Consider the following 22,891-nt stretch of genomic DNA (forward strand, 5'->3'; position numbering starts at 1 on the left):
CGATCTCACCATGACTAACAACGATATTTTGCGCAGCGTGCGCTATATGCTCGATCTGAACGATGCCAAAATGGTGGCGATTTTTGCCTTAGCGGAGTGCGAGGTTCCTCAGGCCGATATCACCAGTTGGCTGAAAAAAGATGAAGATGCGGCATTTCGCCCCTGCCCCGATGTCCTGATGGGCTATTTTCTGAATGGCTTAATCTTTCATCGCCGTGGGAAAAGTGAGGATGCCCCTGCGCCTTCCATCGAGCGTAAGATGAATAACAACATTTTCATGAAAAAGCTGCGTATTGCATTTGACCTGAAAACGACCGACATCCCTGATATCCTGAAAAAAGCCAACTTCACCGTCTCTCAGGCGGAGATTGGCGCGATCTTCCGTAAACCGGATCACAAAAACTATCGTGAATGCGGTGACCAGATTCTGCGTAATTTCCTCAAGGGGCTGACGATGATTCATCGCCCTGCGCCAGGCAAGCCCGCTTAAACCAGCCGCCGACTTACGCTCGTCCCGCCGGAGAAAGCGCACCGGGATAACAATGCGGTCCGCTCTGCCGGGCGAGCAGACGCCGTCTTGCTCGCCTTCTGCCGACGCGCGCCCCGTCCGCCATGGGATCGCAACAGACTGAGCGGCCTGCTACTTTTGGCGTCGATGCGCGGCGATGCCTTGTTTCTTCACTGTTGATTGTTCTTACCGATCACCCAGCGCTTATGGACCCACAAGGACGCTACTATCACGAGCGCACCGGCAATAAAGCTTGGCCAGTGTGGCTTTTGCTGCCATATCGCCAGGTTGACCAGCAAGCCTGCCGGCACATGCATGTTGTTCATGATGCCCAACGTGCCAGCATCGACCTGCGTAGCACCGTAGTTCCACATAAAGTAACCCAGTCCGGACGCCACCACGCCCAGCCAGACCAGAATGCCCCACTGCAGTGAGGTGGTCGGAAGTTTATGCGGGTTGCCCCAGACGGCCCAGGCCACCACCGCAATCAGCACCGCGCCCAGATAGAACCACGAAAAGGCCGTGTGCTGCGGCACAGAACGGGTTTCCTGCAAACGTTTGTAGCCCACCATACCTGCTGCAAAGCAAATATTGGCTAACTGTACCAGCAACAGGCCGAACCAGAAGTTATCGCTGACTTTGTCATAACGAATGATTGCCGCGCCCGCCACAGCCAGCAACGCACTGAAAATGTACCCTGCGCGCAGAGGCCGTCGACTGATCACGTCGTAGATCAACGTGACGTACAGCGGCGTCATCACGGTAAACAGCAGGAATTCAGACACGCTCAGATAGAGATAGGCTTCGAAACTCAGTAAATACATGATGCCCAGTTGCAGCATGCCTACCAGCATATACAGCAGGAGCGTAGAGGGGCGATAGCCGCGCCAGCGCAGGAAAGGCAAAAATACCACGGCCGCCAGCGCCAGGCGCATCAGCACCGAAAACCAGCTGTCAACCTGACCGGCAAGATACTCGCCAATCAGGCTGAATGAAAAAGCCCACAGAATGGTAGTAACAATCAATAAAAGCACGGTAACAACCCCGAAATAAACAGAGCGACAGTGTAAACAATGTCCGCACAGCAGGGAGATTTATCTGGTTGACATCTGTGCATTAACCAGGCAGTTACGCATTAATCTGCCGGTCAGGCTTTTTACCTTCTTATCGGGCATATCCTGTCAGCAGAAAAATGTGCGAATCAGCGCATCGGCCTGAGCTTTTCGCGCCAGGATGTCATAAATCTGTAACATATTTGTCATTCATCACAGTAAAGCCACGTATCTCTGTCTATTCTCTGCGCGAAATGGCGCATCCCGATCGCCGTTTTCTTGAGTTTTGCCCAACCTGCCGGGAATCAAAATCATAATGCGCCCTGGAGGGCCACCGCTATGTTGAGTATTTTTAAACCTGCACCACACCAGCCCCGGGTCGAAGATCATCGTATCGATCCACGCTACCGTCGCCTGCGCTGGCAAATCTTTATCGGAATTTTCGTTGGCTATGCGGCCTACTATCTGGTTCGAAAGAATTTCGCCCTGGCGATGCCCTACCTGGTTGAACAAGGCTTCTCACGCGGCGATCTGGGTTTTGCGCTTTCAGGCATCTCCATCGCCTATGGCTTTTCCAAATTTATTATGGGTTCGGTGTCAGACCGGTCGAATCCACGGGTCTTCTTACCTGCCGGCTTAACGCTGGCGGCTGCTGTAATGCTGATTATGGGGTTTGTGCCCTGGGCAACCTCCAGCATTATGGTGATGTTCGTACTGCTGTTCATCTGTGGCTGGTTTCAGGGAATGGGCTGGCCGCCCTGCGGACGCACTATGGTCCACTGGTGGTCACAAAAGGAGCGCGGCGGCATCGTTTCTGTGTGGAACTGTGCGCATAACGTCGGCGGCGGGATTCCGCCCCTGCTGTTTCTGCTGGGGATGGCGTGGTTCAACGACTGGAAAGCCGCGCTATATATGCCCGCCTTCGGGGCGATCGCCATTGCGATTCTGGCCTTTGCCCTGATGCGCGATACGCCGCAATCTTGTGGATTACCGCCGATTGAGGCCTATAAAAACGACTATCCGGTGGATTACAACGAAAGTCATGAGGAAGAGTTCACTGCCAGACAAATCTTTATGAAGTATGTCCTGCCCAACAAACTGCTGTGGTACATCGCTCTGGCAAATGTGTTTGTCTACCTGCTGCGTTACGGCATCCTCGACTGGTCACCGACCTACCTGAAAGAAGTAAAGCATTTCACGCTTGATAAGTCCTCCTGGACCTACTTCTTTTATGAGTATGCGGGCATTCCCGGTACGCTGTTGTGCGGCTGGATGTCAGACAAGGTCTTTCGCGGCAACCGTGGTGCGACAGGGGTGTTTTTTATGACGCTGGTTACCGCTGCTACCGTCATCTACTGGCTAAATCCGCCGGGCAATCCCGGTGTGGACATGGCCTGCATGATCGCGATTGGCTTTCTGATTTATGGACCGGTAATGCTCATTGGTCTGCATGCGCTGGAGCTGGCACCCAAAAAAGCGGCTGGCACGGCTGCCGGGTTTACGGGGCTGTTCGGTTATCTGGGTGGCTCAGTCGCGGCCAGCGCCATTGTGGGTTATACCGTCGATTACTTCGGCTGGGATGGCGGATTCATCGTGATGATTGCCGGCGCCGTTATGGCGGTAGTGCTGCTGCTGTTAACCATGATCAGTGAGCACCGGCATAAGCAAAAAAGGGCATAACAGCTTTGCCAGAAGGCCGGCTTACCGGCCTTCTTTTCGGATTACGACAGATAGAGTGTTCTCAGCGTCTCCGGGACGGCATCCTGGGCATTACTGCCAATCACTTCCAGTTCAGGTAAGGTGTCTTTCAGACGCTGATGGGCGTTAGCCATAATGCAGCCTTTGCCTGCCATACTCAGCATTTCGACATCATTCATACCATCACCAAACGCAATACAGTCTTTAAGCGTAAAGCCTAACTGTTTTGCCACCGCTTCCAGGGCATGGCCTTTTGACACGCCGCCTGCCATCACTTCGAGGCAGGTCGGCAGCGAAAAACTCACGTTAACCCTGTCGCCCCAGCGTGCTTCGATGGCCTGCTCCATAGGGACAAGGTGTTCTGGTTCTTCACAGGTAAAAAAGACTTTGCTGATGCCATCCGTCGGCAGCATGCCCGGCTCATAAACCTGATAGTGAAAATCGGACTCGCGAAAATAATCCTTCTCCGCCGGACTGCAGCGGCTGACAAACCACTCATCGTCGCGATAAACATGCGTCAGCACGTCCGGATGATGATACTGCAGACCAAACAGATCGTGGGCGATGTCCGCGTCCAGATTGTGGCTAAAAACCAGCTCCCCTGCCGGATTGTGAACGCGCGCGCCGTTTGACGTAATCATGTAAGCCGGAATCCCCAGCTTGTCACGCATTTGCCCGACATCGATGTGATGACGGCCTGTGGCAAAAATAAAGTGAATGCCCTGCGCGACCAGTTGCTGAAGCGTTTCGCGCGCATTGGCGGTCAGGCGATGTTCGGGAGAAAGCAGTGTGCCATCCAGATCGGACACAACAATGTGGTACATGAAAACCTCGGGTATCGGTGTCGGTTGGCCGTAGCCGGTAATGTAAATTGCGAACTAATGCTGCGATAAAAAGAAATCGACGATGGTATTGAGCGCTTCGGCGCGCATGCTGTCCTTTTCAAACAGGATCTCGTGGCGCGCGCCGCTGATAACCTGCGGTATCCGGCCCTGACAGGGGTGACCGGCTGCCGCCATCGCGTCACAAAACAGATCCTGCGAGCGATTATCCACCACGCTGTCTTCACTGGCCTGCAGCACCAGCAACGGAGTCGTAATGTTATCCACCTGGCTCAGAATATTGCGCCCGGCATGAATCCCTTCTCTGACCCAGTGATACGTAGGTCCGCCCACGCGAATAGCCGGATCATCCGCATAAAAACGCAGACTGCGGCGGTAGCGCTCATGGCTGTGCGTTAACCGGTTGATGCCGAAAGGGTGCGCCCGCCAGCGCCCTGTGCCTAATGCATAACCCTCACGCACAGCGGGGCGCTTTTCCGCCCAGTCAAGAATCTTATGCGCCAGAAAAGCGGGTAACGGCAACGCAATCCCAAACATGGGAGCCACCAGCGCGGCGGCATGAAATGCACCGGGCTGACGCGCCAGGAAGAGCGTCAAAATCGCGCCGCCCATCGAATGAGCCAGTGAATAGCGCTGCTGATAATGACGGCTCACAATCTCTTTGAGATAAAGCGTTTCGAGGTCATCAACATAATGGCTGAACTCCACCACATGCCCGCGGTGAGAGTCATCCAGCAGACGATCCGATCGCCCCTGACCGCGATGATCGAGCACGATCACATCAAAGCCGCAGTGAAAAAGATCGTAAGCCAGTTCGGGATACTTAACGTAGCTTTCGATGCGCCCCGGCACGATAAGGATGACGCGTTTATGTTGCGGTGAAATGAACCGGACATAGCGCAATGTCAGGTTTCCAACGCCAGTGAATTCGCACTCTTCACGGCTGTGCCAGAAATCAAGCAGTGGACCAGTAGCAAAGGCGGCAAAGGCCTTTTCGCGTCGCAGCCAGCTTGCCCTGTGTTGCTTCATCCGCCCTCCTGATTGCCGGAAAAAAGAGTCTGAACGGCCGCATGATGTCCATGGCTCTGCGCAGCATTCTGGCGTATTGTGTCACACTTCAGACGAGACCGGGAGTACAACCCATGACCATCGAATGGTGGCTGACCTACCTTCTTACCACCACAATTCTGAGCCTCTCACCCGGCTCAGGCGCGATTAACACCATGAGCACCGGCATCAGCCACGGTTATCGTGGTGCCGTCGCCTCCATCTCCGGGCTGCAGGTAGGGCTCGCGCTGCATATCGCCCTGGTAGGGGTGGGTCTTGGCGCGCTGTTTTCTCAGTCGCTGCTGGCGTTTGAGATTCTGAAATGGGCCGGTGCCGGCTATCTGGTCTGGCTGGGTATTCAACAGTGGCGGGCTGCCGGCACCATTGATCTCAACGCGATGTCAAAAGCGATGCCGCGTCGCCGCCTGTTTAAACGGGCTGTCATGGTGAACCTCACCAATCCCAAAAGCATTGTGTTTCTGGCCGCGCTGTTTCCGCAGTTTATCCTTCCTCATCAACCCCTTATGCTCCAGTATCTGGTTCTGGGCATAACCACCGTACTGGTGGATATCGTGGTGATGATTGGTTACGCCACCTTAGCGACGCGCATTGCGGGCTGGATCAAAGGCCCTAAACAGATGAAGCTGATGAACCGTATTTTCGGGGGATTATTTATTGCGATTGGCGGACTGCTGGCCAGCGCAAGGCGAATGGCCTGATGTACACCTGCAGCCGCACGACAGAGCATACTGTCGGCGGCCGCATAAAGCCGGTCTGGCGACCTTAGCGTGACAGGATAAGATGAATGCCAAATCCGGCGAACAGTACGCCCGCCATGCCATCCACCCACTTCGCGGCACGCTGATATTTATCCCGCATCCATGGCAAAGCAAAAATTGCGGCGACCAGGGAAAACCATGCAAAGGTTTCGACGCTAATCAACACAAACAATCCCCAGCGCTCCAGCCCACCGACACCGTTACCGATAAATAATGAGAAGACGCTACCAAAATAGATCACCGCTTTGGGGTTAGAGAGATTGGTTAACAACCCTTTGATAAAGCTCATGCCTTTCTTTGGCAGATCGACGACAGGTTCCTGCTGTACCGGCTGCTTATGACGTTGACGCGCGGAACGGATCAGCTGCCATCCCATCCATAACAGGTAAAGCCCGCCACCGACCATGATGATTTGATGCAGCCAGGCCATTTTTTGCAGGATCAAATGCAGGCCCATTAACGCCACCGCTGCCCAGATCATGACCGCCAGCGTAATGCCCAACACACCCAACATCGCTTCTTTGCGCGAACGGCTGGCCGCCGTTTGCGAAACGAAAAAGAAATCCGGGCCGGGGCTCATGAGCGCAACAAGGTGGACCAACGCAATCGTGCCAAACAATATCAACATGGTAATGCCTCTTTACTCTTCATCAAGATGCTCTTTAATCATCAGCAAAAAGGGCTTACCGAAACGTTCGAGTTTACGGTGACCGACCCCATTCACGCTCAACATGTCTGACGCACTGACCGGCATCTGTTCCGCCATCTCCAGCAATGTGGCGTCGTTAAAGACCACATAGGGTGGAATGTTCTCTTCATCCGCTATCGCCTTACGCAGCTTGCGGAGTTTGGCAAACAGCTTACGGTCATAGTTACCCCCGTAGACTTTTGCCGAACTGCTGCTTTTCGGTCTGGTTGTAATGAGCCGTGGTACCGCCAGCATCAGCGGGACTTCACCGCGCAGCACCGGTCGGGCCGCTTCGGTAAGTTGCAGTGCAGAATGCATGGCAATATTTTGGGTGACTAACCCCAGATGAATCAGCTGACGCAGCACACTCACCCAATGCTCATGGCTGTTCTCTTTACCCAGCCCATAAACCGGCAGCTTGTCGTGACCCTGTTCACGGATACGATGATTGTTCGCGCCGCGCAAAACTTCAACGATGTAACCCATGCCAAAGCGCTGGCCGACACGGTAAATACTCGAAAGCGCTTTCTGGGCTTCAACCAGACCGTCATAGCGCTTAGGCGGATCGAGACAGATATCGCAGTTACCACAAGGTTGCTGCCGCCCTTCACCAAAGTAGTTCAGCAGCACCAGACGGCGACAGGTCTGCGCTTCAGCAAAGGCGTTCATGGCATTCAATTTATGCCGCTCTATGTCCTGCAGCGGGCCGGGCTGTTTCTCTTCGAGACATTTACGTAACCAGGCCATATCTGCAGGATCATAAAGCATCATCGCTTCCGCAGGCAGGCCATCACGACCCGCACGGCCGGTTTCCTGATAGTAGGATTCGATATTGCGGGGAATGTCGAAATGGACCACAAACCGCACATTGGGTTTGTTAATGCCCATGCCAAACGCCACGGTGGCGACCACAATTTGCAGATCGTCGCGCTGAAACGCTTCCTGCACGCGGGCGCGCTGCGCGCTGTCGATACCGGCATGATAGGCACCCACGCTGAGACCGCGGCTCTGCAGGCGCGCGGCCGTGTCCTCAACTTTTGCCCGGCTGTTGCAGTAAATGATGCCGCACTTGCCCCGCTGATCCTGTACGTAACGCAGTAACTGTTCGGTGGGTTTGAATTTTTCCACCAGCGTATAGCGGATATTGGGTCGATCAAAACTGCTGATTTGAATCAGCGGGTCCTGCATATGCAGCAGGTTGACGATATCAAGACGGGTGGTTTCGTCGGCGGTCGCCGTGAGCGCCATAACCGGCAGATCGGGAAAGCGCTGACGCATCTGCCCCAGTGCGCCGTACTCGGGCCGGAAATCGTGTCCCCACTGAGAAATGCAGTGCGCCTCATCCACCGCCAGCATCGCAGGCTGCCAGTGCGCCAGGCTTTCCAGGAAGTTATCCATCATCAGGCGTTCGGGCGCAATATAGAGCAACTTTACGCGTCCGTTTCGGCAGTCCGCCATGACGTTTTGCTGTTGCTCGCGGGTCATGGTCGAATTGAGACACGCCGCCGCAACACCATTTGCCAGCAGTTGATCCACCTGATCTTTCATCAGCGAGATCAAGGGCGAGACGACCAGTGTCAGCCCTTCACGCACCAGCGCGGGGATCTGATAGCAGAGTGATTTCCCGCCGCCGGTTGGCATCACCACCAGGCAGTCTCGCCCATTCAGCGCTTCATTGATAATGGCCTGCTGACCGGGACGAAACTGCTGGTAGCCGAAGGTATCCTGTAATACCTGCTGCGCCAACGCTTCCTGATTAAGAACTGCCGAGGTTGCCACTGTGATCCTGACTTGATGGTTAATTAAAATAAATCGTTGAGTGTTACGCCCACACCGACGCGTGTCTGACGATGGTTGTAGTCAATAAGGGATTCGCCATAGCCGCTAAACAGTTGCGTATAGAAACGAACGTGTTGGGTGATCGGATAACTCCAGCCCAGCGTAGCGCCGCCGTAGCCGCTATTCCAGTTATAGTTGCCTTCAACGCTGAAAATACTGTCGCCCATGGCGTAACCTAACTTCGCACGATAATAACCCATGTATTTGGTGATATCGGGGTTGTCGTCATTATTCGCGCTTTCTGAAATACGGAACCAGGGCTTGATCTCGGCCAGGAAGTTACCGTTCTGCGCCATCAGACGAGTATAAACACGGTTCCAGCTGCGTGAGGTCGGATCGCTGCGGCCGTTAGACTGATGATTCACACCGACCTCAACGTCACGCAGTGTCCAGCCGGCAAACGAGTAATCGGTCGCCCAGCCCAGGAAAATCTGTGGCTCATAGTTCGTCTCACGGAAAGGCGACGACTCTTTTTTATTGGATAACTGCCACCATGAGCGCTGAGTATAAGACGCCGCTAATACGGAGTTGTCACCGACAATGCCACGCCACAACGGAAATGCCAGGCTGAGCTGGAATTTCACTTCATCTTTACGTGCGTTTTTTGCCCAGTTGTAAGAGGAAATCGCCTCTTTATTTATGTCGCTGGTATAGGTGTAAAGCAGATAATTATTTTCGTAAGGATAAAGCACAAACGGGTTGTCGTGCTGCTCCAGCAGGTTGGCAATGATGCTGCCTCGCACCTGCGGTGCATCGTGAACATGTTTAATTGTGGCTTCGTCCGCCTGCGCCAAAGCAGGAAGTAACATTGCCGCCAGCAAGGCGCGATGCTTACGCATAGGATTCTCCGGTGAAAACTGCGTATTCATAAAAGCGAATGGGTGTTGTAAAAAGCAGGACATTCTACACACAAAAGTGGGTGAACATCAGCGCTGATTTCCTAAACTGGAAACCCTGTCGAGCGAAGCATAGAATAAACATCTTATTAACATCTACAGTTCAATTACCAGCTGTTCAGGACTAAACACCATGTCATCCGTGCTATTGACTCAGCAGGACGCTCGCCGCCTCGTCGGTGAAATTTTTATTTATCACATGCCGTTTAATCAGGCGCTGGGTCTGGAACTGGATCGCCTGGAACCCGATTACGCAGAAATCAGTTTTGCCAACAAAACCATGCTGGTGGGCAATGCCGCCCAGCACATTCTTCATGGTGGTGTAACAGCAGCGGTACTGGATGTCGCCGCGGGCATGGTGTGCGTGAGCCATGCCTTGACACGTGATGAGCAGATAAGTGAAGACGTGCTGCGCCAGCGACTGTCCCGTATGGGAACGATTGATATGCGGGTGGATTATCTCCGTCCCGGACGGGGCGAGCGCTTTATTGCCAGCAGCCGTTTACTGCGTGCCGGCAATAAAGTCTCTGTGGCGCGGGTGGAATTACATAATGAGCAGGGCCTTTACATTGCCACCGCAACCGCGACCTACCTGACCGGTTAAGCGAATCGACGCGTGGCACCGTTCAGGCCCTGCCACGCAGTATCCTGACTGCCTCAGAACATCGTATTGGTATTCGCCGAGGTCGCCGGTACGGCCTGAATCACATCCCAGTGCTCGACAATTTTGCCGTTTTTCACGCGGAAAATATCCGTAACAGCCTGACCACGATCGTGTTCACCATTGGTCGAGTGAACATGCAGCCATACCAGATCACCGTCGGTTGCACTGCGAACGATGCGCGCTTTTGACTGTGGGTTTTTGCTGAAAAAATCGCTGAAAAAGTTAACCAGCGGTGCCTTGCCATTCGGCACCCCGGGATTGTGCTGGCGGTAATCGTCCGCCACGACCCGGGCCGCTTCTGTCACCTTGTGCTGATTGAAAAATTGATTATAAAAGTTGATCACCAGCGCACGATTGGCCTCTTCCACGTTAAGATCGCGGCCTTCTTTCGGTTGCACGGCGTACCCAGCGCTCGCTGTCAGGATACCTGCCGTCAGCAGCAGGGTTTTCAGAAAGGTTGCCATCATTTTTCTCCTTGCTCATTCGTTACAGCGCTAACCGCTCCGCGCCAGAGGATCACTTTATACAGGGTGCCGGGCATGGCCCGGACGCGCCATCGGGTTTTGATATCACACCAGGTCACAAAAATAGACTGTTGTCGCTGCGGATGGTACATTCGCGCAAAATGGATAACAAGACGTCACTTTGTGCTGACTCAGTCACATGAAAGTGACTATTACAACGTGCAGGAACCCTTTCCATGTCTGTGTCATCCCCTAACACATTCAGTTATGAACAGCCTTGCCCCATTCGGGATGTACTTGACCGGATTGGCGATAAATGGAGTTTGCTGATTCTTGAGGCGCTGGCCGAGCGCACGCTGCGCTTCAATGAGCTGCACCGCCATATTGGCGATGTCGCTCGTCAGGTGCTGTCACGAACGCTGAAACGGCTGGAGGTGGACGGCTATATCCTGCGGACTCTTTATCCGGAAGTGCCGCCACGGGTTGAGTACAGTCTGACAGAGTTAGGTCGTTCTTTTCTTAAACCGATGCAGCAACTGATTGCGTGGGCGGATGACAATCATCAGGCCATTTGTCTTTCCCGCCAGCGTGCCCGTGAGCAGGACAAAGCCTGACCCTGCCTGTTGCCAGATCGGGCTACAGACATGACGGGGACTGCGGTAACATTGCGGCCCTCTGTCACGCCGCTTTCTCTCAGTGACTTTTGGTACAGAACGAACTTTCAGGATGATTTATGGATACCCAGCAAACCCGTCAGGGAATAGGTTTTGCGCTTGGCGCTTATTTCATATGGGGCATTGCACCTGCCTACTTCAAATTAGTTAAAGCCGTCCCTGCGACTGAAATCATGACGCACCGGGTAATCTGGTCAGCCTTGTTTATGCTGCTGTTGATTACGCTTAGCCGCAGCTGGGGGCAGGTCAGAAGCGTCGTGCGCCAACCCAAAAAGGTCTTGCTACTGGCGCTGACCGCCGTCACGGTGGGCGGTAACTGGCTGCTGTTTATCTGGGCGGTGAATAACCAGCATATGCTAGAAGCCAGTCTGGGCTATTTTATTAACCCTTTGATTAACGTTGTGTTTGGTATGGTTTTCCTGCGCGAACGTTTTCGTCGCCTGCAGTGGCTTGCTGTGGCGCTCGCTACCGCTGGCGTCCTTTTGCAGCTGTGGCAGTTTGGTTCGGTGCCGGTGATTGCATTAGGCCTGGCCTTCAGCTTTGCGTTTTACGGCCTCATGAGGAAGAAAATTCAGGTCGATGCTCAGAGCGGTATGCTGATTGAAACGCTGTGGCTGTTTCCGCTGGCCGCGCTGTATTTATTTGGTTTTGCAGACAGCAGTACCAGCCATCTTACCGCCAATCCCGCCAGCCTGAATCTGTTGCTGATCGCCGCAGGTATTGTGACCACCATTCCGCTGATGTTCTTTGCCGCAGCCTGTGCCCGGCTGCGCCTGTCGACGGTTGGCTTCTTTCAGTATCTTGGCCCAACGCTGATGTTCTTACTGGCGGTGCTGTTTTATGGCGAAACCATCACGCCGGATAAAATGCTGACGTTTGGCTTTATCTGGCTGGCATTGCTGGTCTTCATTCTGGATGCCGTCGTGTTTTCAGCGCGGGGCCGACTGCGCAAAGCGTGACAGAAAACGCGCCATTGCCGGGCCGGTCAGGAGAATGGTGAATAACCGCAGGGTTTGCATCGCCATTACAAACGCCATATCCACTCCGCTTCCGGCCGCAATGATCGCCACGGTGTCCAGGCCACCTGGACTGGTGGCGAGATAGGCGGTCATCAGGTCAATATGGAGTACGCGCGTCAACATCCACGCCAGTCCGCCACACAGCAGCATCAGGCCGAAAATGGACAGCAGCATTTGCGGCAGGGTGCTCAGCGCCAGTTTGAAAATGGGTCGGGTGAAGCGCAGCCCTACACTCCAGCCGATCAGGGCGTACGCCAGGGCAAGCAGCCATTCAGGCATCTGAAGCACGGCTGTTCCGGTAGCGTGCAGCGTAGCGCCAATCAGCGCAGGCACCAGCAACGCGCCGGACGGAATGCGTAACCAGGGGCCCAGCCAGGCGCTGCCGATCACCAGGCAAATCGTCAGCAGAAAACCGCTGTTCAGTGCAGGAAACCACACCAGTGATCCCGCATGAGCGCCATCGCCCAGGCCGATGCGAGCCACCATTGCTGCCGCGCCCGCCACAAACAGAACGCGCAGATACTGCATAAAGGCGACCAGACGCACATCCGCGCCGAATTCTCCCGCCATCGCCACCATGGCAGAAGCACCACCAGGTGACGATCCCCACGCGCCGGTCGGGCCGGGAAGCTGACTAAACCGAACCAGCAAAAAGCCCGACACACCGCTGGCCGCCAGAGTCAGCAGCAGTACCGCTACCACGACGGGCCAGTCCTGTAACAGCGGCGTTAAAATGGACGGTGACAGGCTCTGTGCAATCATACAGCCCAGTACCGCCTGCGACAGCAGGAACAGCCGCTTGTGGATGCGCAATGTGGCACCGGATAACCCCATCATCACGCCCACAATCATCGGGCCCAGTAACAGGGCGGCCGGAACATGAAAATACTGGAAGAGCGCGCCAAGTAATACCGATGCGACCAACAGCAGCAACCACTGCACACGCAATGAAAGAGAGGCCATAAAAGTTAATTTTTTGTGAAAATGGAGCGGGTAGATTACGCAGAATTGTGCCAGCAGGCCAGCGAAATGGGCCGGTTGACCGGCCCTGAAAGACGATTACAGCCAGTTCTTGCGTTTGAAATAAAGATAAGGCGCCAGACCGGCAAGCATCATCAGGCAAATCGCACCGGGATAGCCAAAGCTCCATTTCAGTTCAGGCATAAACTCAAAGTTCATGCCGTAGCTGGAGGCCACCAGCGTTGGCGGCAGGAAAACCACGGAAACCACCGAGAAGATCTTGATGATGCGGTTCTGCTCAATATTAATAAAGCCCATCGCCGCCTGCATCAGGAAGTTGACCTTCTGGAACAGGGACTCATTGTGAGGCAGCAGCGATTCGATATCCCGCAGGATTTCGCGCGCCTGCTCCAGTTGATTGCCTGGCAAACGGGCTTTTCGTACCAGGAAGTTAAGCGCTCGCTGCGTATCCATCAGGCACAGGCGCACTTTCCAGCCGATATCTTCCAGCTCAGCTAACCGCGACAGCGCCTGATCGTACTCCTCGCCCTGCTGACCTTCCATAATCACGCGGCTAAGCTTTTCCAGCGCGCTATAGATGTTTTCAATCTCATCCGCCAGCTGTTCAATTTTGGTCTCAAACAGGTCGAGTAGCAGCTCGTAAGCGTTACCGTCAATCAGCGTCTGGTTGCGGGCTCGCATGCGGTAAAGACGAAAGGCAGGAAGCTCCCGCTCGCGCAGTGTATATAAGCGTCCTTCGCGAATCGTAAAGGCGACTGTCGAGTTGCCGGCATGATCTTCGGCATCTTCAAAAAAGAAAAAGGAGTGGATGTGCAGGCCATCTTCATCTTCGAAGAAACGCGCTGAGGCTTCGATATCTTCCAGCTCAGGGCGCGTGGCCAGGCTCTGCCCCAGCTCGGACTGAACACGGTCGCGCTCGCCTTCCTCAGGCTCGACCAGGTCAACCCACACTGACGTGGTCAGTTTATCGCTTTCTTCTTCCAGTTCCAGACGCGTCAGGCGACTGTTATCAAGTTTAAATGCGCTCAGCATAGCAAGACTCCCCATTGCAGACTTTATGGGACAACGCTGTAAGGCGGTCGGAACAGATAACCGCGAACCTGAACACGGAGAAACGATAAATCAGTGCTGACTCGTGCGACGGATCAAAAAGGGAGGTCGCTGATAACCGCTAAGGCTACCAGCGTAATGAGATAGCCTTAGATGTTATTCCTGAAAACCAGGTTAATGAGCCAGCATCGACTGGGCGTGTCCAAGGCATTGTCCTCTCATGATAATAGTGCGCGCATGTTACGCTGAGACGAAAAAGTCGTCAACCGGCGGCTAGACGGTTTCCAGTTTGGCGTAGGCAGCTACCAGCCACTTGATCCCCTGCCCCTGAAATGCCACCTGAAGGCGGCTGTGTTCCCCGCTACCTTCCAGATTCACGATGGTGCCTTCACCAAACTTCGCGTGACGAACGCGCTGTCCCAGAGAGAACCCCGTGTCGCTTTTGCTGATCGGTGTGCCCATGCGCTGATGGCTGACCGGCCGCGTAACGCTGGCGCGTAACCGGACTTCTTCAATACAGTCTTCGGGCAGCTCACCGATGAATCGCGAGGGGCGATGGTAAACTTCTTTCCCGTACAGACGGCGGGTCTCCGCGTACGTCAGCGTCAGTTTCATCATGGCACGTGTGACGCCCACGTAAGCCAGGCGGCGCTCTTCTTCCAGCCGTCCGCCTTCGTCCAGGGCCATCTGGCTGGGGAACATGCCTTCTTCCATGCCGACGATAAATACCTGACTGAACTCCAGCCCTTTCGCAGAGTGCAGCGTCATCAGTTGTACCGCATCCTGCCATTTGTCCGCCTGCCCTTCGCCGGCTTCCAGCGCGGCATGCGACAGGAAGGCCTGAAGCGGCATCAGGTCTTCATCTTCATCCTGATAACTAAACTGGCGCGTGGCTGTCACCAGCTCCTCAAGGTTTTCGATACGCGCCTGGCCCTTTTCACCCTTTTCCTGCTCGTACATCAGCCACAGACCGGAATCCTTGATGACCCGATCGGTCTGCACGTGCAGTGGCATTTCGGCGGTTTCGCTTGCCAGTGAATCCACCAGCTCACAGAAACGTTGCAGGGCAGAGGCGGCACGGCCGGCGAGCGCGCGTGACTGAAGGAGTTCACGCGTTGCCTGCCATAAGGTGATCTGCTGTTCGCGGGCCGTCTGACGCACCACATCCAGCGTACGATCGCCCACGCCACGTGTGGGCGTATTGACCACGCGCTCGAAGGCCGCATCGTCGTTGCGGTTGGCTATCAGACGCAGATAGGCCAGCGCATCTTTAATTTCCTGGCGCTCGAAGAAGCGCATGCCGCCGTAAATCCGGTAGGGCATACTGGCCTGCAGCAGGGCTTCTTCCAGCACGCGCGACTGGGCGTTACTGCGGTAAAGAATCGCGCAATCGGCCAGCGCATTGCCATTTTCTATCCAGGCTTTAATGCGATTGACGACAAAGCGCGACTCATCCAGCTCGTTGAAGGCGCAGTAAACCGAGACCGGCTCGCCATCGCTGCCATCGGTCCACAGCTCTTTGCCGAGTCGGCCATTATTATTGGCAATCAGGGCGTTAGCGGCTTTCAGAATCGTGTTGGTGGAGCGGTAATTCTGCTCAAGACGAATGGTATCGGCACCGGGAAAATCCGTCAGGAAGCGCTGAATATTTTCAACCTGCGCCCCCCGCCAGCCATAGATGGACTGATCGTCATCACCGACGATAATGACTTTGCTGCTGTCGCCCGCCAGCATACGAATCCAGGCATACTGAATGTTGTTCGTATCCTGAAATTCATCCACCAAAATATTGCTGAAACGCTCACGGTAGTGATTCAGGATAGGGGGCTTGTTTAACCACAGTTCATGGGCCCGCAGCAGCAACTCGGCAAAATCGACCAGCCCGGCACGATCGCAGGCTTCCTGATAGGCCTGATAAATGCGCAGCCAGGTCTGTTCTACCGGGTTGCCATAGCTTTCAATGTGCTTCGGCCGTAAACCTTCATCTTTCTTGCCGTTGATGTACCACATGCCCTGACGCGCAGGCCACTGCTTCTCATCCAGATTCATCGCCTTAATCAGGCGTTTGAGCAGACGCAGTTGATCTTCACTGTCGAGGATTTGGAAATCCTGCGGCAGCCCCGCGTCGAGATGATGCGCACGCAGCAGACGGTGCGCAAGGCCGTGAAACGTGCCAATCCACATACCGCCCTGACTGGTGCCGATCAGGTGCTCAATACGGTGACGCATTTCTGCCGCCGCCTTGTTGGTAAAGGTCACCGCCATAATGGAATAAGGTGAACAGTTTTCAACGGACAGCAGCCAGGCGATGCGGTGCACCAGAACGCGTGTTTTTCCACTGCCCGCGCCCGCCAGCACCAGCAGGTTGCTACGCGGTGCCGCAACGGCAGCACGCTGTTTGTCATTCAACCCGTCGAGCAGTTCAGAAACGTCCATAAGCACCAATAAGTCAGAGAATGCGAAGCATAAGACTGGATAAATTCACAGCCATTATAGCAGCGAGGTCAGTGATGCCAACTGTGAAATTTCAACGTGGGGCAGAAGACGGGCATCGTCAATGTGCATCAGATTCCCCTCACGCAGGTTAATCCAGCAGGCTTGCATGCCATAACGTAACGCGCCGGCCACATCCGTAGTGAGATCGTCACCGACGTGAAGAATACTGCCCGGGGCGATATTCAGGCGTTGCGCGGCAAGATGATACATATCCTGCCACGGCTTCGCGCGCCCGTCTGGGCCAGCACGCAGTGAAAACTGGAAGTAGGCTGACAGGCCGAGCTTTTCAGGCTGCGCGTTACCATTCGTAATCGCTACCAGCGGGACTTTTTTCGCCAGCGCTTTCAACGTGTCATGGGTTTCCGCCGGCATCGCCACCTGGCTGCGCCAGTGATGGAACACCTCCATGATCTGGGCGGCGCCCGCTGTCGCGTCTGCTGCCGTTAAGCCCGCGTCAGTCATAAGCAGCTCTATCGTACGACGGCGCCATTCTGTCACATCGTGATAAATGTCAGGTTCACGAAGTCGCAGTTGATTGCGCAGCGTCGCCACATCATCCGGCGTCACGTCACGCAGTGCAGGATGAAAAGCCTGCAGAGCGGCATGCGATGCTTCTGTGGTTTTACGTATGACCGGATAGTTGTCATACAGCGTGTCGTCTAAATCAAAGGTGATCGCTTTGATGGCACGCAGCGGGCGATAGAACTTCATTCACTCTTTCCTCGTTTGGCGCGGGGATGCGCAGCATCATACACCGAAGCCAGGTGCTGGAAATCAAGGTGGGTATAAATTTGCGTCGTCGACAGGTTGGCATGACCAAGGAGTTCCTGCACCGCGCGCAGATCGCCACTGGATTCCAGCAGATGGGTTGCAAAGGAGTGACGCAGCTTGTGCGGATGAATATGGCTGTTCACGCCCTGTTTAATGCCCCATTCGGCAAAACGTTTTTGAACATTACGGGCAGAGATGCGCTTGCCCCGGCTGGAGAGAAACAGCGCATCATCGTCGGCGTTAAAGGCGAGACGGTGCGGCAGCCATTGCTGTATCCAGTTGACCGCCGTGCGTCCAATCGGTACGCGCCGCTCTTTATTGCCTTTTCCTGATACCCAGACTTCTCCCGCCTCAAGATCAACATGTCGGCAGTCCATATTGACCAGTTCGGACAGGCGAAGCCCTCCGCCGTACATCACTTCCAGCATGGTACGATCGCGTATTGCCAGCGGATCGTTAAGATCGATTTCCAGCAGTTGATTAACTTCATCGACGTCGATATTTTTGGGCAGATGGCGGCCATTACGCGGTGTGGCAATGCCTTTCGCCGGGTTGGCGGGCAGCATGTCCTGGCTCACCTGCCAGTCAAGAAAACTGCGTAGCGCCGAAAGCCGTAGCGCCAGACTGCTGGCGGCCAGGCCTGCCCGACGGCTGCGGGCAGCCATACTGCGTACCATGGCGGGATCGAGTTGCGACCATGCGCCGACCTTCATTTCATCGGCGATGCTCACCAACGCCTCTAGCTGGCGCGCATAGCTGCTCAGCGTTAACGGGCTGAGCTGGCGCTCAACCTTCAGGTAGCGCAGAAATCCGTCAACGGCCTCCTGCAGCACGCTGCTCATGCGCGCTCCACCCAACGTTCCAGTAATTCCGGCATCATCTGCGAAAGATGCTGTAGCAGTAAGGTTCCCATGCCCGACTGATAATGCAGGCTGTCGCGACTGCTGAACATGATGATGCCGAGTTCACCCTGTTCGCCCATCAGTGACATGGCCACCGAGCCGATGGCTTTCGCCTGGGGCAGCAGTAGCAGCAGTTCGGGGCCATTAATACTGCCGAGATAGTGCTGTTCATTACCGAAGCGCTGAATGCGCAGCGGTTCAAAGGCCTGGCGCGCCAGGCCAAGCTGCACAAAATCAGAGGGCGCACCCAGCCGCCACTTATCGTTAAACAGGCGGATATTGGCCCCGGCCAGGCCCAGCTCACGCGCCCAGCGATGCAAGCGGTTCAGCATATCCTGCAGTGAACTCGCGGCGGCAAGATGGCTTTGCAGTGCAAGCAGGCGGGCAAAAAGTTGCTGGTTCGCCGTGGCCTGCTCCATCAGCAAGGTGATTTCTTCTTCCAGCCGTTGAATATGGTTGCGCTGGCGCGCCATGTGCCATTCCACCAGCGAAACGCTGCCGCGAACCGGATGCGGTACGGCCATCTGTTCGACCTGGCGCGCATTACGCATAAAGAAATCAGGATGCTGTCGCAGATAATCACTGACGGCCTCATCGTCCAGCAGAGGTGTGTTTTCCACCTGCTCTTCGACATTTTTCATAAGTGAATAAACCCATCGTAGACATGTGTGGCCGGGCCGGTCATAAACAGCGGCTGTCCGGCACCTTTCCAGGCGATGTGTAACGTACCGCCTGGCAAATCAACGCGCACTTTCTGGCTCAGAATCCCCTGCTGAATGCCACAGGCCACCGCTGCACAGGCACCGCTGCCGCACGCCTGCGTTTCGCCCGCACCACGTTCGTAAACACGCAACCGGATATGTTCAGGGTTGATGATTTCCATAAAGCCAACGTTGACGCGCTCAGGAAAACGCTCGTGGCTTTCCAGTATCGGTCCCAGCAGCTCGACCTGTGCGGTTTTGGTGCTTTCGACCTGAATCACGCAATGGGGATTTCCCATGGAGACGGCACCAAACATGACCGTCTGCTCCGCCACGCGAAGCAGGTACAGGTTTTCAGCCTTGTTAGCGCGGAAAGGCACCTGCTGGGGCTCAAAATTGGGCTCCCCCATATTCACGCGGACCAGCTCGTCGGGCGTAACGCTGAGCACCATTCTGCCCGCCTGGGTGCTGACGCGAATGTCGCTTTTATTGGTCAGGCCTTTCAGCTGGACAAAGCGGGCAAAACAGCGCGCCCCGTTACCGCATTGCGCCACCTCGCTTCCGTCCGCATTGAAAATACGGTAGTGGAAGTCGAGATCGGGATCATAAGGCGGTTCGACGATCAGTAGCTGATCAAAACCCACCCCTAAATGGCGATCGGCCAGCCGGCGGATCAGTTCCGGCGAGAAAAAGACGTTTTGCGTCACAGCATCCACAACCATGAAATCGTTGCCGAGACCGTGCATTTTGGAGAACTGCATTTTTTGCTCCGCCGGATACGCCATAAGAATTATTTCATTTGTGAGCTTGAATCACCGGTCACCAGACCGCCCACATCCGCTTTAGATGCCTCGGTTTTCTGCTTTTGCGTGGGCGCTGACGTGGGCGCGGCTTGTTTTGGCGTTTCCTGCGGTGGGAAGTAGAGCGGTCCTTTCAATCCACAGCCTGCAAGGCTTGTTAATGCCAGTGTCATTGCTAACAGGCTTATCGCTTTCTTCATTCTTTATGCTCTTCATGTCCTGTGTCCTGGATGCTTATCATCGCAGTTGAAGTTGGAAAAGCAACAGGAAATCCCAGCAATTCACGCAAGCCTTGTGGCAGGCCCTGGCAGAGCGCCACAAGCCTCCGGCAGAACTCAGTGCATCTGATAGCGTGGTTGATAGTCGTTGTTGTCGTTATCGGGCTGTGAGGCGCACAGCGCCGTTAACGTCTGATTCCTGAAGGGAATCACCTGATAACGGTCGCCCACATTCACGATTTGGTAAAACTGCGGCAGGTTGAAATTGATAAAGCTTGAGCCGTAGGTAAAACGATCGTGTGACGACGAGTAAAAACGGCTGACATCACGCACCAGCTCTTCTTTGCTGCCTTCACAGTGGTGGTAGACCTCAACGCGGTTACTTTCATCCAGGATATAGATATTGAAGCCGCGATCGTCAGTGGTGTCTTCAAAGAAGAACTGAATGATCCCTTCGCTGGCGTAGCCATTGACCACCGGCGGCAAAGGCGTCTGATTGGACTCAACCTTGATCGACAAACCGTGCAGCTTGTTGTTGGATATGGCGCCATAGAACTCAACGGCGTTTTCCAGTTTCTGCACCGAAACCCCCATGCGTTCAAAGAACAGTCCCCAGGTCTGGCCGGCCATGCGTAATGCCTTGAACCGGCCCGGCTCCTGACGCGTACTGGAAAGGCGCAGTTCAATACATTCAGACACCAGTTGCTGCACACGGGTACGAATCAAGCCGCGCAAATGCTGGCTATAGCAGAACACCTCCACCGTATCTGGCGGTGAGGCATCCTGATGCATTTTACCCAGGATGGTCTTCAGCCCTTCTATCATCGCCTGCTCGCCACTAAAGTGCAGCGTACGCACTTCATTCCATGAGTTACGGTACAGCAGGTCAATGCTGCCAATTAAACATTGCTGCTGCTGGCCAAAGCTGAAGACATCGAGCTTACGGAAATCAAAATGCACCACCTGGTTACGGAACGCCGAGGTCGGATCGTGCTCAAGGTTAACGATGATCGCCAGGTGACGAATTTCGCAGGGGCTGTAGAGCGCTTTGGGCGTGGGTGCAGGCAGGCGCAGCGGGAAATGGCTGGAGACATCATCAACCAGCTCCTGCAGGCGCGCCAGATCACACAACTCGTTGCCTTTGATATGCAGACGGGTTTTGCTGGTCAGCAGACCATTGAACCATGCCCAGGCCACCAGCTTATTGAGATAGCGGTTATATTCCAGCGGCTGGTGACTGATGATCGAGCTCATATCCGGCGCCTGATTATACAGATACCAGCCTGGACGATTGGCGCGGCCCGCCGGCACATGAATAAAGGTCAGGTTGGATTCGGACAGGTCGGGGGAAATCTGCGGATTAACCAGCGTCACCTTGCCCGGCAAAGCCTCAAAGGCAGCGTACAATTTACGGGTCAGCACGCCGATATCCTGCGGGCTGGCACTGACGCTTAAATTGTTGCGGCGGGCAAAGCGGATAAGATTGCGATAGCTTTGCATCATGGCATCGAGCAACTCATTATGCGCTTCGCGGACGCGTTCGATTTTCCATTCGGCACGGTTGTCCAGAATGGCGAGCTTTTCATCGTCCCAACCCCAGGATTTCACCAGCTGCGACAGAATTTCACGACGCCAGCCGCTACGTTGCTGATGGTCATCCGTACTGAGTTTTTCGCATACTTTCAGATAGAAGCAGCGGCGTACTAAATCGAGCCGCGGCTGATCGTCGATACTGGTGAGATAATGCGTAACGCGCTCCAGCATCATGCAGTAAGGATCCAGACCGAAACAGACGATCTCGCCATCGTGCAGTCGCTGTTTGATGTCCATCGCCAGCAGTTTAGTGTCCGGGTATTCCCAGCTGTAGGCTTCAAGCAGCAGCGTTTTCAGGACTGCTTTATAAGGTGAGTCGATACTTTTATACAACTGCCACAGGCTGGCACCAAAATACTCTTCCGCTGACAGGGTACTGAGGCCGCCTAAATCAAGCCACTCGTTGGGCGTGAGCACGCCTTTCGCGTAGAGCGACATCACATAGTCATCATAGTGATGTTCTTCTTCGCCCGGCACCATATTCCACAGGATACGTTTACCTGCCATGCGCACGGCTGTGCGGTAGAACTCGTCCAGCAGCAGTATATGCTGAGTGGAACCGCAGTCCTCACCGCCAAGATTCCCGCTTTCGTTATGACGGAAGCGGTTTTCATCGATCAGGAAGAAGCTGACTTCGATGCCCATGGAGGCGCACCATTTTTGCAACAGCGCACATTTGCGCTGCAGATTGAGGCGCTCTTCATTATCCAGCCAGGATTGATGGCACACCCAGATATCCAGATCGGACACGCTGTTTTGTCCAACAGAGGAGGTACTGCCCATCGAGTAAATACCGGTAATGGGCAGTTCGCCTTTTGGCGCGTCGACCAGGGTAAGTTCTTGCTCGCCTGTTAACTCGGCCAGTAGCTGCAGTTGATTTTCATCAGGCGTGAAGACGTTGATGCCATGTGGAACGTTACCTTTGAGGTAACCCGGCATCAGCGGATGTTGATAATGTAATAAGATCGGCAGCAGACTGTAGACTCGCTGAAAAGCGGGTCCCATTGCAGCCAGCGCGCGATCTACGCGCAGCTGGTTAATTGCATCCAGTCTCTGTTTCAGTGTCTCAATATAGAGGTACAAGACGTTTCGCCTGGTTGTCCTGGAGTTAAGCACCCTGCTTCCGCTCTCTGCCACTTATTATAAAGATGTCGTGCAGATTATTGCTGGAAACGTGATCAATCTATCACTCGCCGGATTGACCGTAAA

23 protein-coding genes are annotated in these 22,891 nt (G+C 54.7%); 6 read left to right on the forward strand and 17 right to left on the reverse strand.

The features are described 5' to 3' along the window. The first annotated feature begins 10 nt into the window (after positions 1-10). On the forward strand, positions 11-490 hold the full coding sequence (locus GC087_RS21990; RefSeq protein WP_006121467.1) for a YehS family protein: 480 nt from the start codon (positions 11-13) through the stop codon (positions 488-490). Between the two features lie 188 nt (positions 491-678). Here GC087_RS21990 and GC087_RS21995 read toward each other — a convergent pair whose 3' ends face one another. Continuing rightward, positions 679-1,542 carry a carboxylate/amino acid/amine transporter gene (locus GC087_RS21995; protein ID WP_324029354.1) on the reverse strand — a complete coding sequence of 288 codons (864 nt, stop codon included), beginning with the start codon at positions 1,540-1,542 and terminating at the stop codon, positions 679-681. A gap of 357 nt (positions 1,543-1,899) precedes the next feature. Here GC087_RS21995 and glpT point away from each other — a divergent pair, with 357 nt between their 5' ends. After that, the gene (gene glpT / locus GC087_RS22000; RefSeq protein ID WP_058708542.1) at positions 1,900-3,240 is read left to right on the forward strand and encodes a glycerol-3-phosphate transporter; all 1,341 of its coding nucleotides are present in this window, start codon (positions 1,900-1,902) and stop codon (positions 3,238-3,240) included. A 41-nt stretch (positions 3,241-3,281) separates the two neighbouring features. Here glpT and yigL read toward each other — a convergent pair whose 3' ends face one another. Continuing rightward, a complete protein-coding gene (gene yigL, locus GC087_RS22005) occupies positions 3,282-4,082 on the reverse strand; it encodes a sugar/pyridoxal phosphate phosphatase YigL (RefSeq protein WP_033737375.1) in 801 nt (266 codons plus the stop codon). Positions 4,083-4,136: 54 nt separating this feature from the next. Continuing rightward, the gene (pldB, locus tag GC087_RS22010) at positions 4,137-5,129 is read right to left on the reverse strand and encodes a lysophospholipase L2 (RefSeq protein ID WP_324029356.1); all 993 of its coding nucleotides are present in this window, start codon (positions 5,127-5,129) and stop codon (positions 4,137-4,139) included. A gap of 113 nt (positions 5,130-5,242) precedes the next feature. On the opposite strand from pldB, the gene rhtB reads away from it, so the two are divergent. Beyond that, on the forward strand, positions 5,243-5,866 hold the full coding sequence (gene rhtB, locus GC087_RS22015) for a homoserine/homoserine lactone efflux protein (protein WP_058708543.1): 624 nt from the start codon (positions 5,243-5,245) through the stop codon (positions 5,864-5,866). Positions 5,867-5,930: 64 nt separating this feature from the next. Here the strand turns inward: rhtB and rhtC are convergent, their stop codons facing one another. The 3 genes from rhtC to pldA are packed head-to-tail and all read right to left on the reverse strand — an operon-like array spanning position 5,931 to position 9,292. Further along, positions 5,931-6,554 carry a threonine export protein RhtC gene (rhtC, locus tag GC087_RS22020; RefSeq protein ID WP_324029358.1) on the reverse strand — a complete coding sequence of 208 codons (624 nt, stop codon included), beginning with the start codon at positions 6,552-6,554 and terminating at the stop codon, positions 5,931-5,933. Positions 6,555-6,566: 12 nt separating this feature from the next. After that, a complete protein-coding gene (recQ, locus tag GC087_RS22025; protein ID WP_006121459.1) occupies positions 6,567-8,393 on the reverse strand; it encodes an ATP-dependent DNA helicase RecQ in 1,827 nt (608 codons plus the stop codon). Between the two features lie 23 nt (positions 8,394-8,416). Next, on the reverse strand, positions 8,417-9,292 hold the full coding sequence (gene pldA / locus GC087_RS22030; protein ID WP_033737373.1) for a phospholipase A: 876 nt from the start codon (positions 9,290-9,292) through the stop codon (positions 8,417-8,419). Between the two features lie 190 nt (positions 9,293-9,482). On the opposite strand from pldA, the gene GC087_RS22035 reads away from it, so the two are divergent. Further along, complete coding sequence (locus GC087_RS22035; RefSeq protein ID WP_006121457.1) at positions 9,483-9,953, forward strand: thioesterase family protein; 471 nt, start codon at positions 9,483-9,485, stop codon at positions 9,951-9,953. A 53-nt stretch (positions 9,954-10,006) separates the two neighbouring features. Here the strand turns inward: GC087_RS22035 and GC087_RS22040 are convergent, their stop codons facing one another. Next, positions 10,007-10,480, reverse strand: coding sequence for a nuclear transport factor 2 family protein (locus GC087_RS22040; protein ID WP_006121456.1), 474 nt, complete (start codon positions 10,478-10,480; stop codon positions 10,007-10,009). 233 nt (positions 10,481-10,713) lie between these two features. Here GC087_RS22040 and GC087_RS22045 point away from each other — a divergent pair, with 233 nt between their 5' ends. Continuing rightward, entirely contained in the window at positions 10,714-11,091 is a 378-nt protein-coding gene (locus GC087_RS22045) for a winged helix-turn-helix transcriptional regulator (RefSeq protein ID WP_006121455.1), read from the forward strand. Positions 11,092-11,210: 119 nt separating this feature from the next. After that, entirely contained in the window at positions 11,211-12,110 is a 900-nt protein-coding gene (gene rarD, locus GC087_RS22050; RefSeq protein WP_054688544.1) for an EamA family transporter RarD, read from the forward strand. Here rarD and GC087_RS22055 read toward each other — a convergent pair. From GC087_RS22055 to GC087_RS22095, 10 genes are all read right to left on the reverse strand, one after another. Continuing rightward, positions 12,081-13,133: an AbrB family protein gene (locus GC087_RS22055; protein ID WP_054688546.1), complete on the reverse strand. Its 1,053-nt coding sequence runs from the start codon at positions 13,131-13,133 to the stop codon at positions 12,081-12,083. The two genes, rarD and GC087_RS22055, sit on opposite strands and share 30 nt — an antisense overlap. A gap of 96 nt (positions 13,134-13,229) precedes the next feature. Further along, the gene (gene corA, locus GC087_RS22060; protein ID WP_006121454.1) at positions 13,230-14,183 is read right to left on the reverse strand and encodes a magnesium/cobalt transporter CorA; all 954 of its coding nucleotides are present in this window, start codon (positions 14,181-14,183) and stop codon (positions 13,230-13,232) included. Between the two features lie 167 nt (positions 14,184-14,350). Then, a complete protein-coding gene (gene ysgD, locus GC087_RS25870) occupies positions 14,351-14,407 on the reverse strand; it encodes a YsgD/CorL family protein (RefSeq protein WP_349887138.1) in 57 nt (18 codons plus the stop codon). Positions 14,408-14,474: 67 nt separating this feature from the next. Further along, entirely contained in the window at positions 14,475-16,637 is a 2,163-nt protein-coding gene (gene uvrD / locus GC087_RS22065) for a DNA helicase II (protein ID WP_324029360.1), read from the reverse strand. 54 nt (positions 16,638-16,691) lie between these two features. Then, positions 16,692-17,408, reverse strand: coding sequence for a 5-amino-6-(5-phospho-D-ribitylamino)uracil phosphatase YigB (gene yigB / locus GC087_RS22070; RefSeq protein WP_033737361.1), 717 nt, complete (start codon positions 17,406-17,408; stop codon positions 16,692-16,694). Then, positions 17,405-18,310 carry a tyrosine recombinase XerC gene (gene xerC, locus GC087_RS22075; protein ID WP_033737359.1) on the reverse strand — a complete coding sequence of 302 codons (906 nt, stop codon included), beginning with the start codon at positions 18,308-18,310 and terminating at the stop codon, positions 17,405-17,407. The genes yigB and xerC overlap by 4 nt, the downstream gene beginning before the upstream one ends. Continuing rightward, on the reverse strand, positions 18,307-19,011 hold the full coding sequence (locus GC087_RS22080; RefSeq protein WP_006121450.1) for a DUF484 domain-containing protein: 705 nt from the start codon (positions 19,009-19,011) through the stop codon (positions 18,307-18,309). The genes xerC and GC087_RS22080 overlap by 4 nt, the downstream gene beginning before the upstream one ends. Further along, positions 19,008-19,832 (reverse strand): diaminopimelate epimerase, encoded by an 825-nt coding sequence (gene dapF / locus GC087_RS22085; RefSeq protein WP_033737412.1) that lies wholly within the window; start codon positions 19,830-19,832, stop codon positions 19,008-19,010. The genes GC087_RS22080 and dapF overlap by 4 nt, the downstream gene beginning before the upstream one ends. A 29-nt stretch (positions 19,833-19,861) precedes the next feature. Next, positions 19,862-20,071: an LPS translocon maturation chaperone LptM gene (lptM, locus tag GC087_RS22090; protein ID WP_324029362.1), complete on the reverse strand. Its 210-nt coding sequence runs from the start codon at positions 20,069-20,071 to the stop codon at positions 19,862-19,864. A 135-nt stretch (positions 20,072-20,206) separates the two neighbouring features. Next, the gene (locus GC087_RS22095; RefSeq protein WP_033737355.1) at positions 20,207-22,765 is read right to left on the reverse strand and encodes a class I adenylate cyclase; all 2,559 of its coding nucleotides are present in this window, start codon (positions 22,763-22,765) and stop codon (positions 20,207-20,209) included. Positions 22,766-22,891 lie beyond the last annotated feature (126 nt).

It is taken from the genome of Pantoea sp. JZ2 (assembly GCF_035191405.1).
GTDB classification, from domain to species: domain Bacteria; phylum Pseudomonadota; class Gammaproteobacteria; order Enterobacterales; family Enterobacteriaceae; genus Pantoea; species Pantoea stewartii.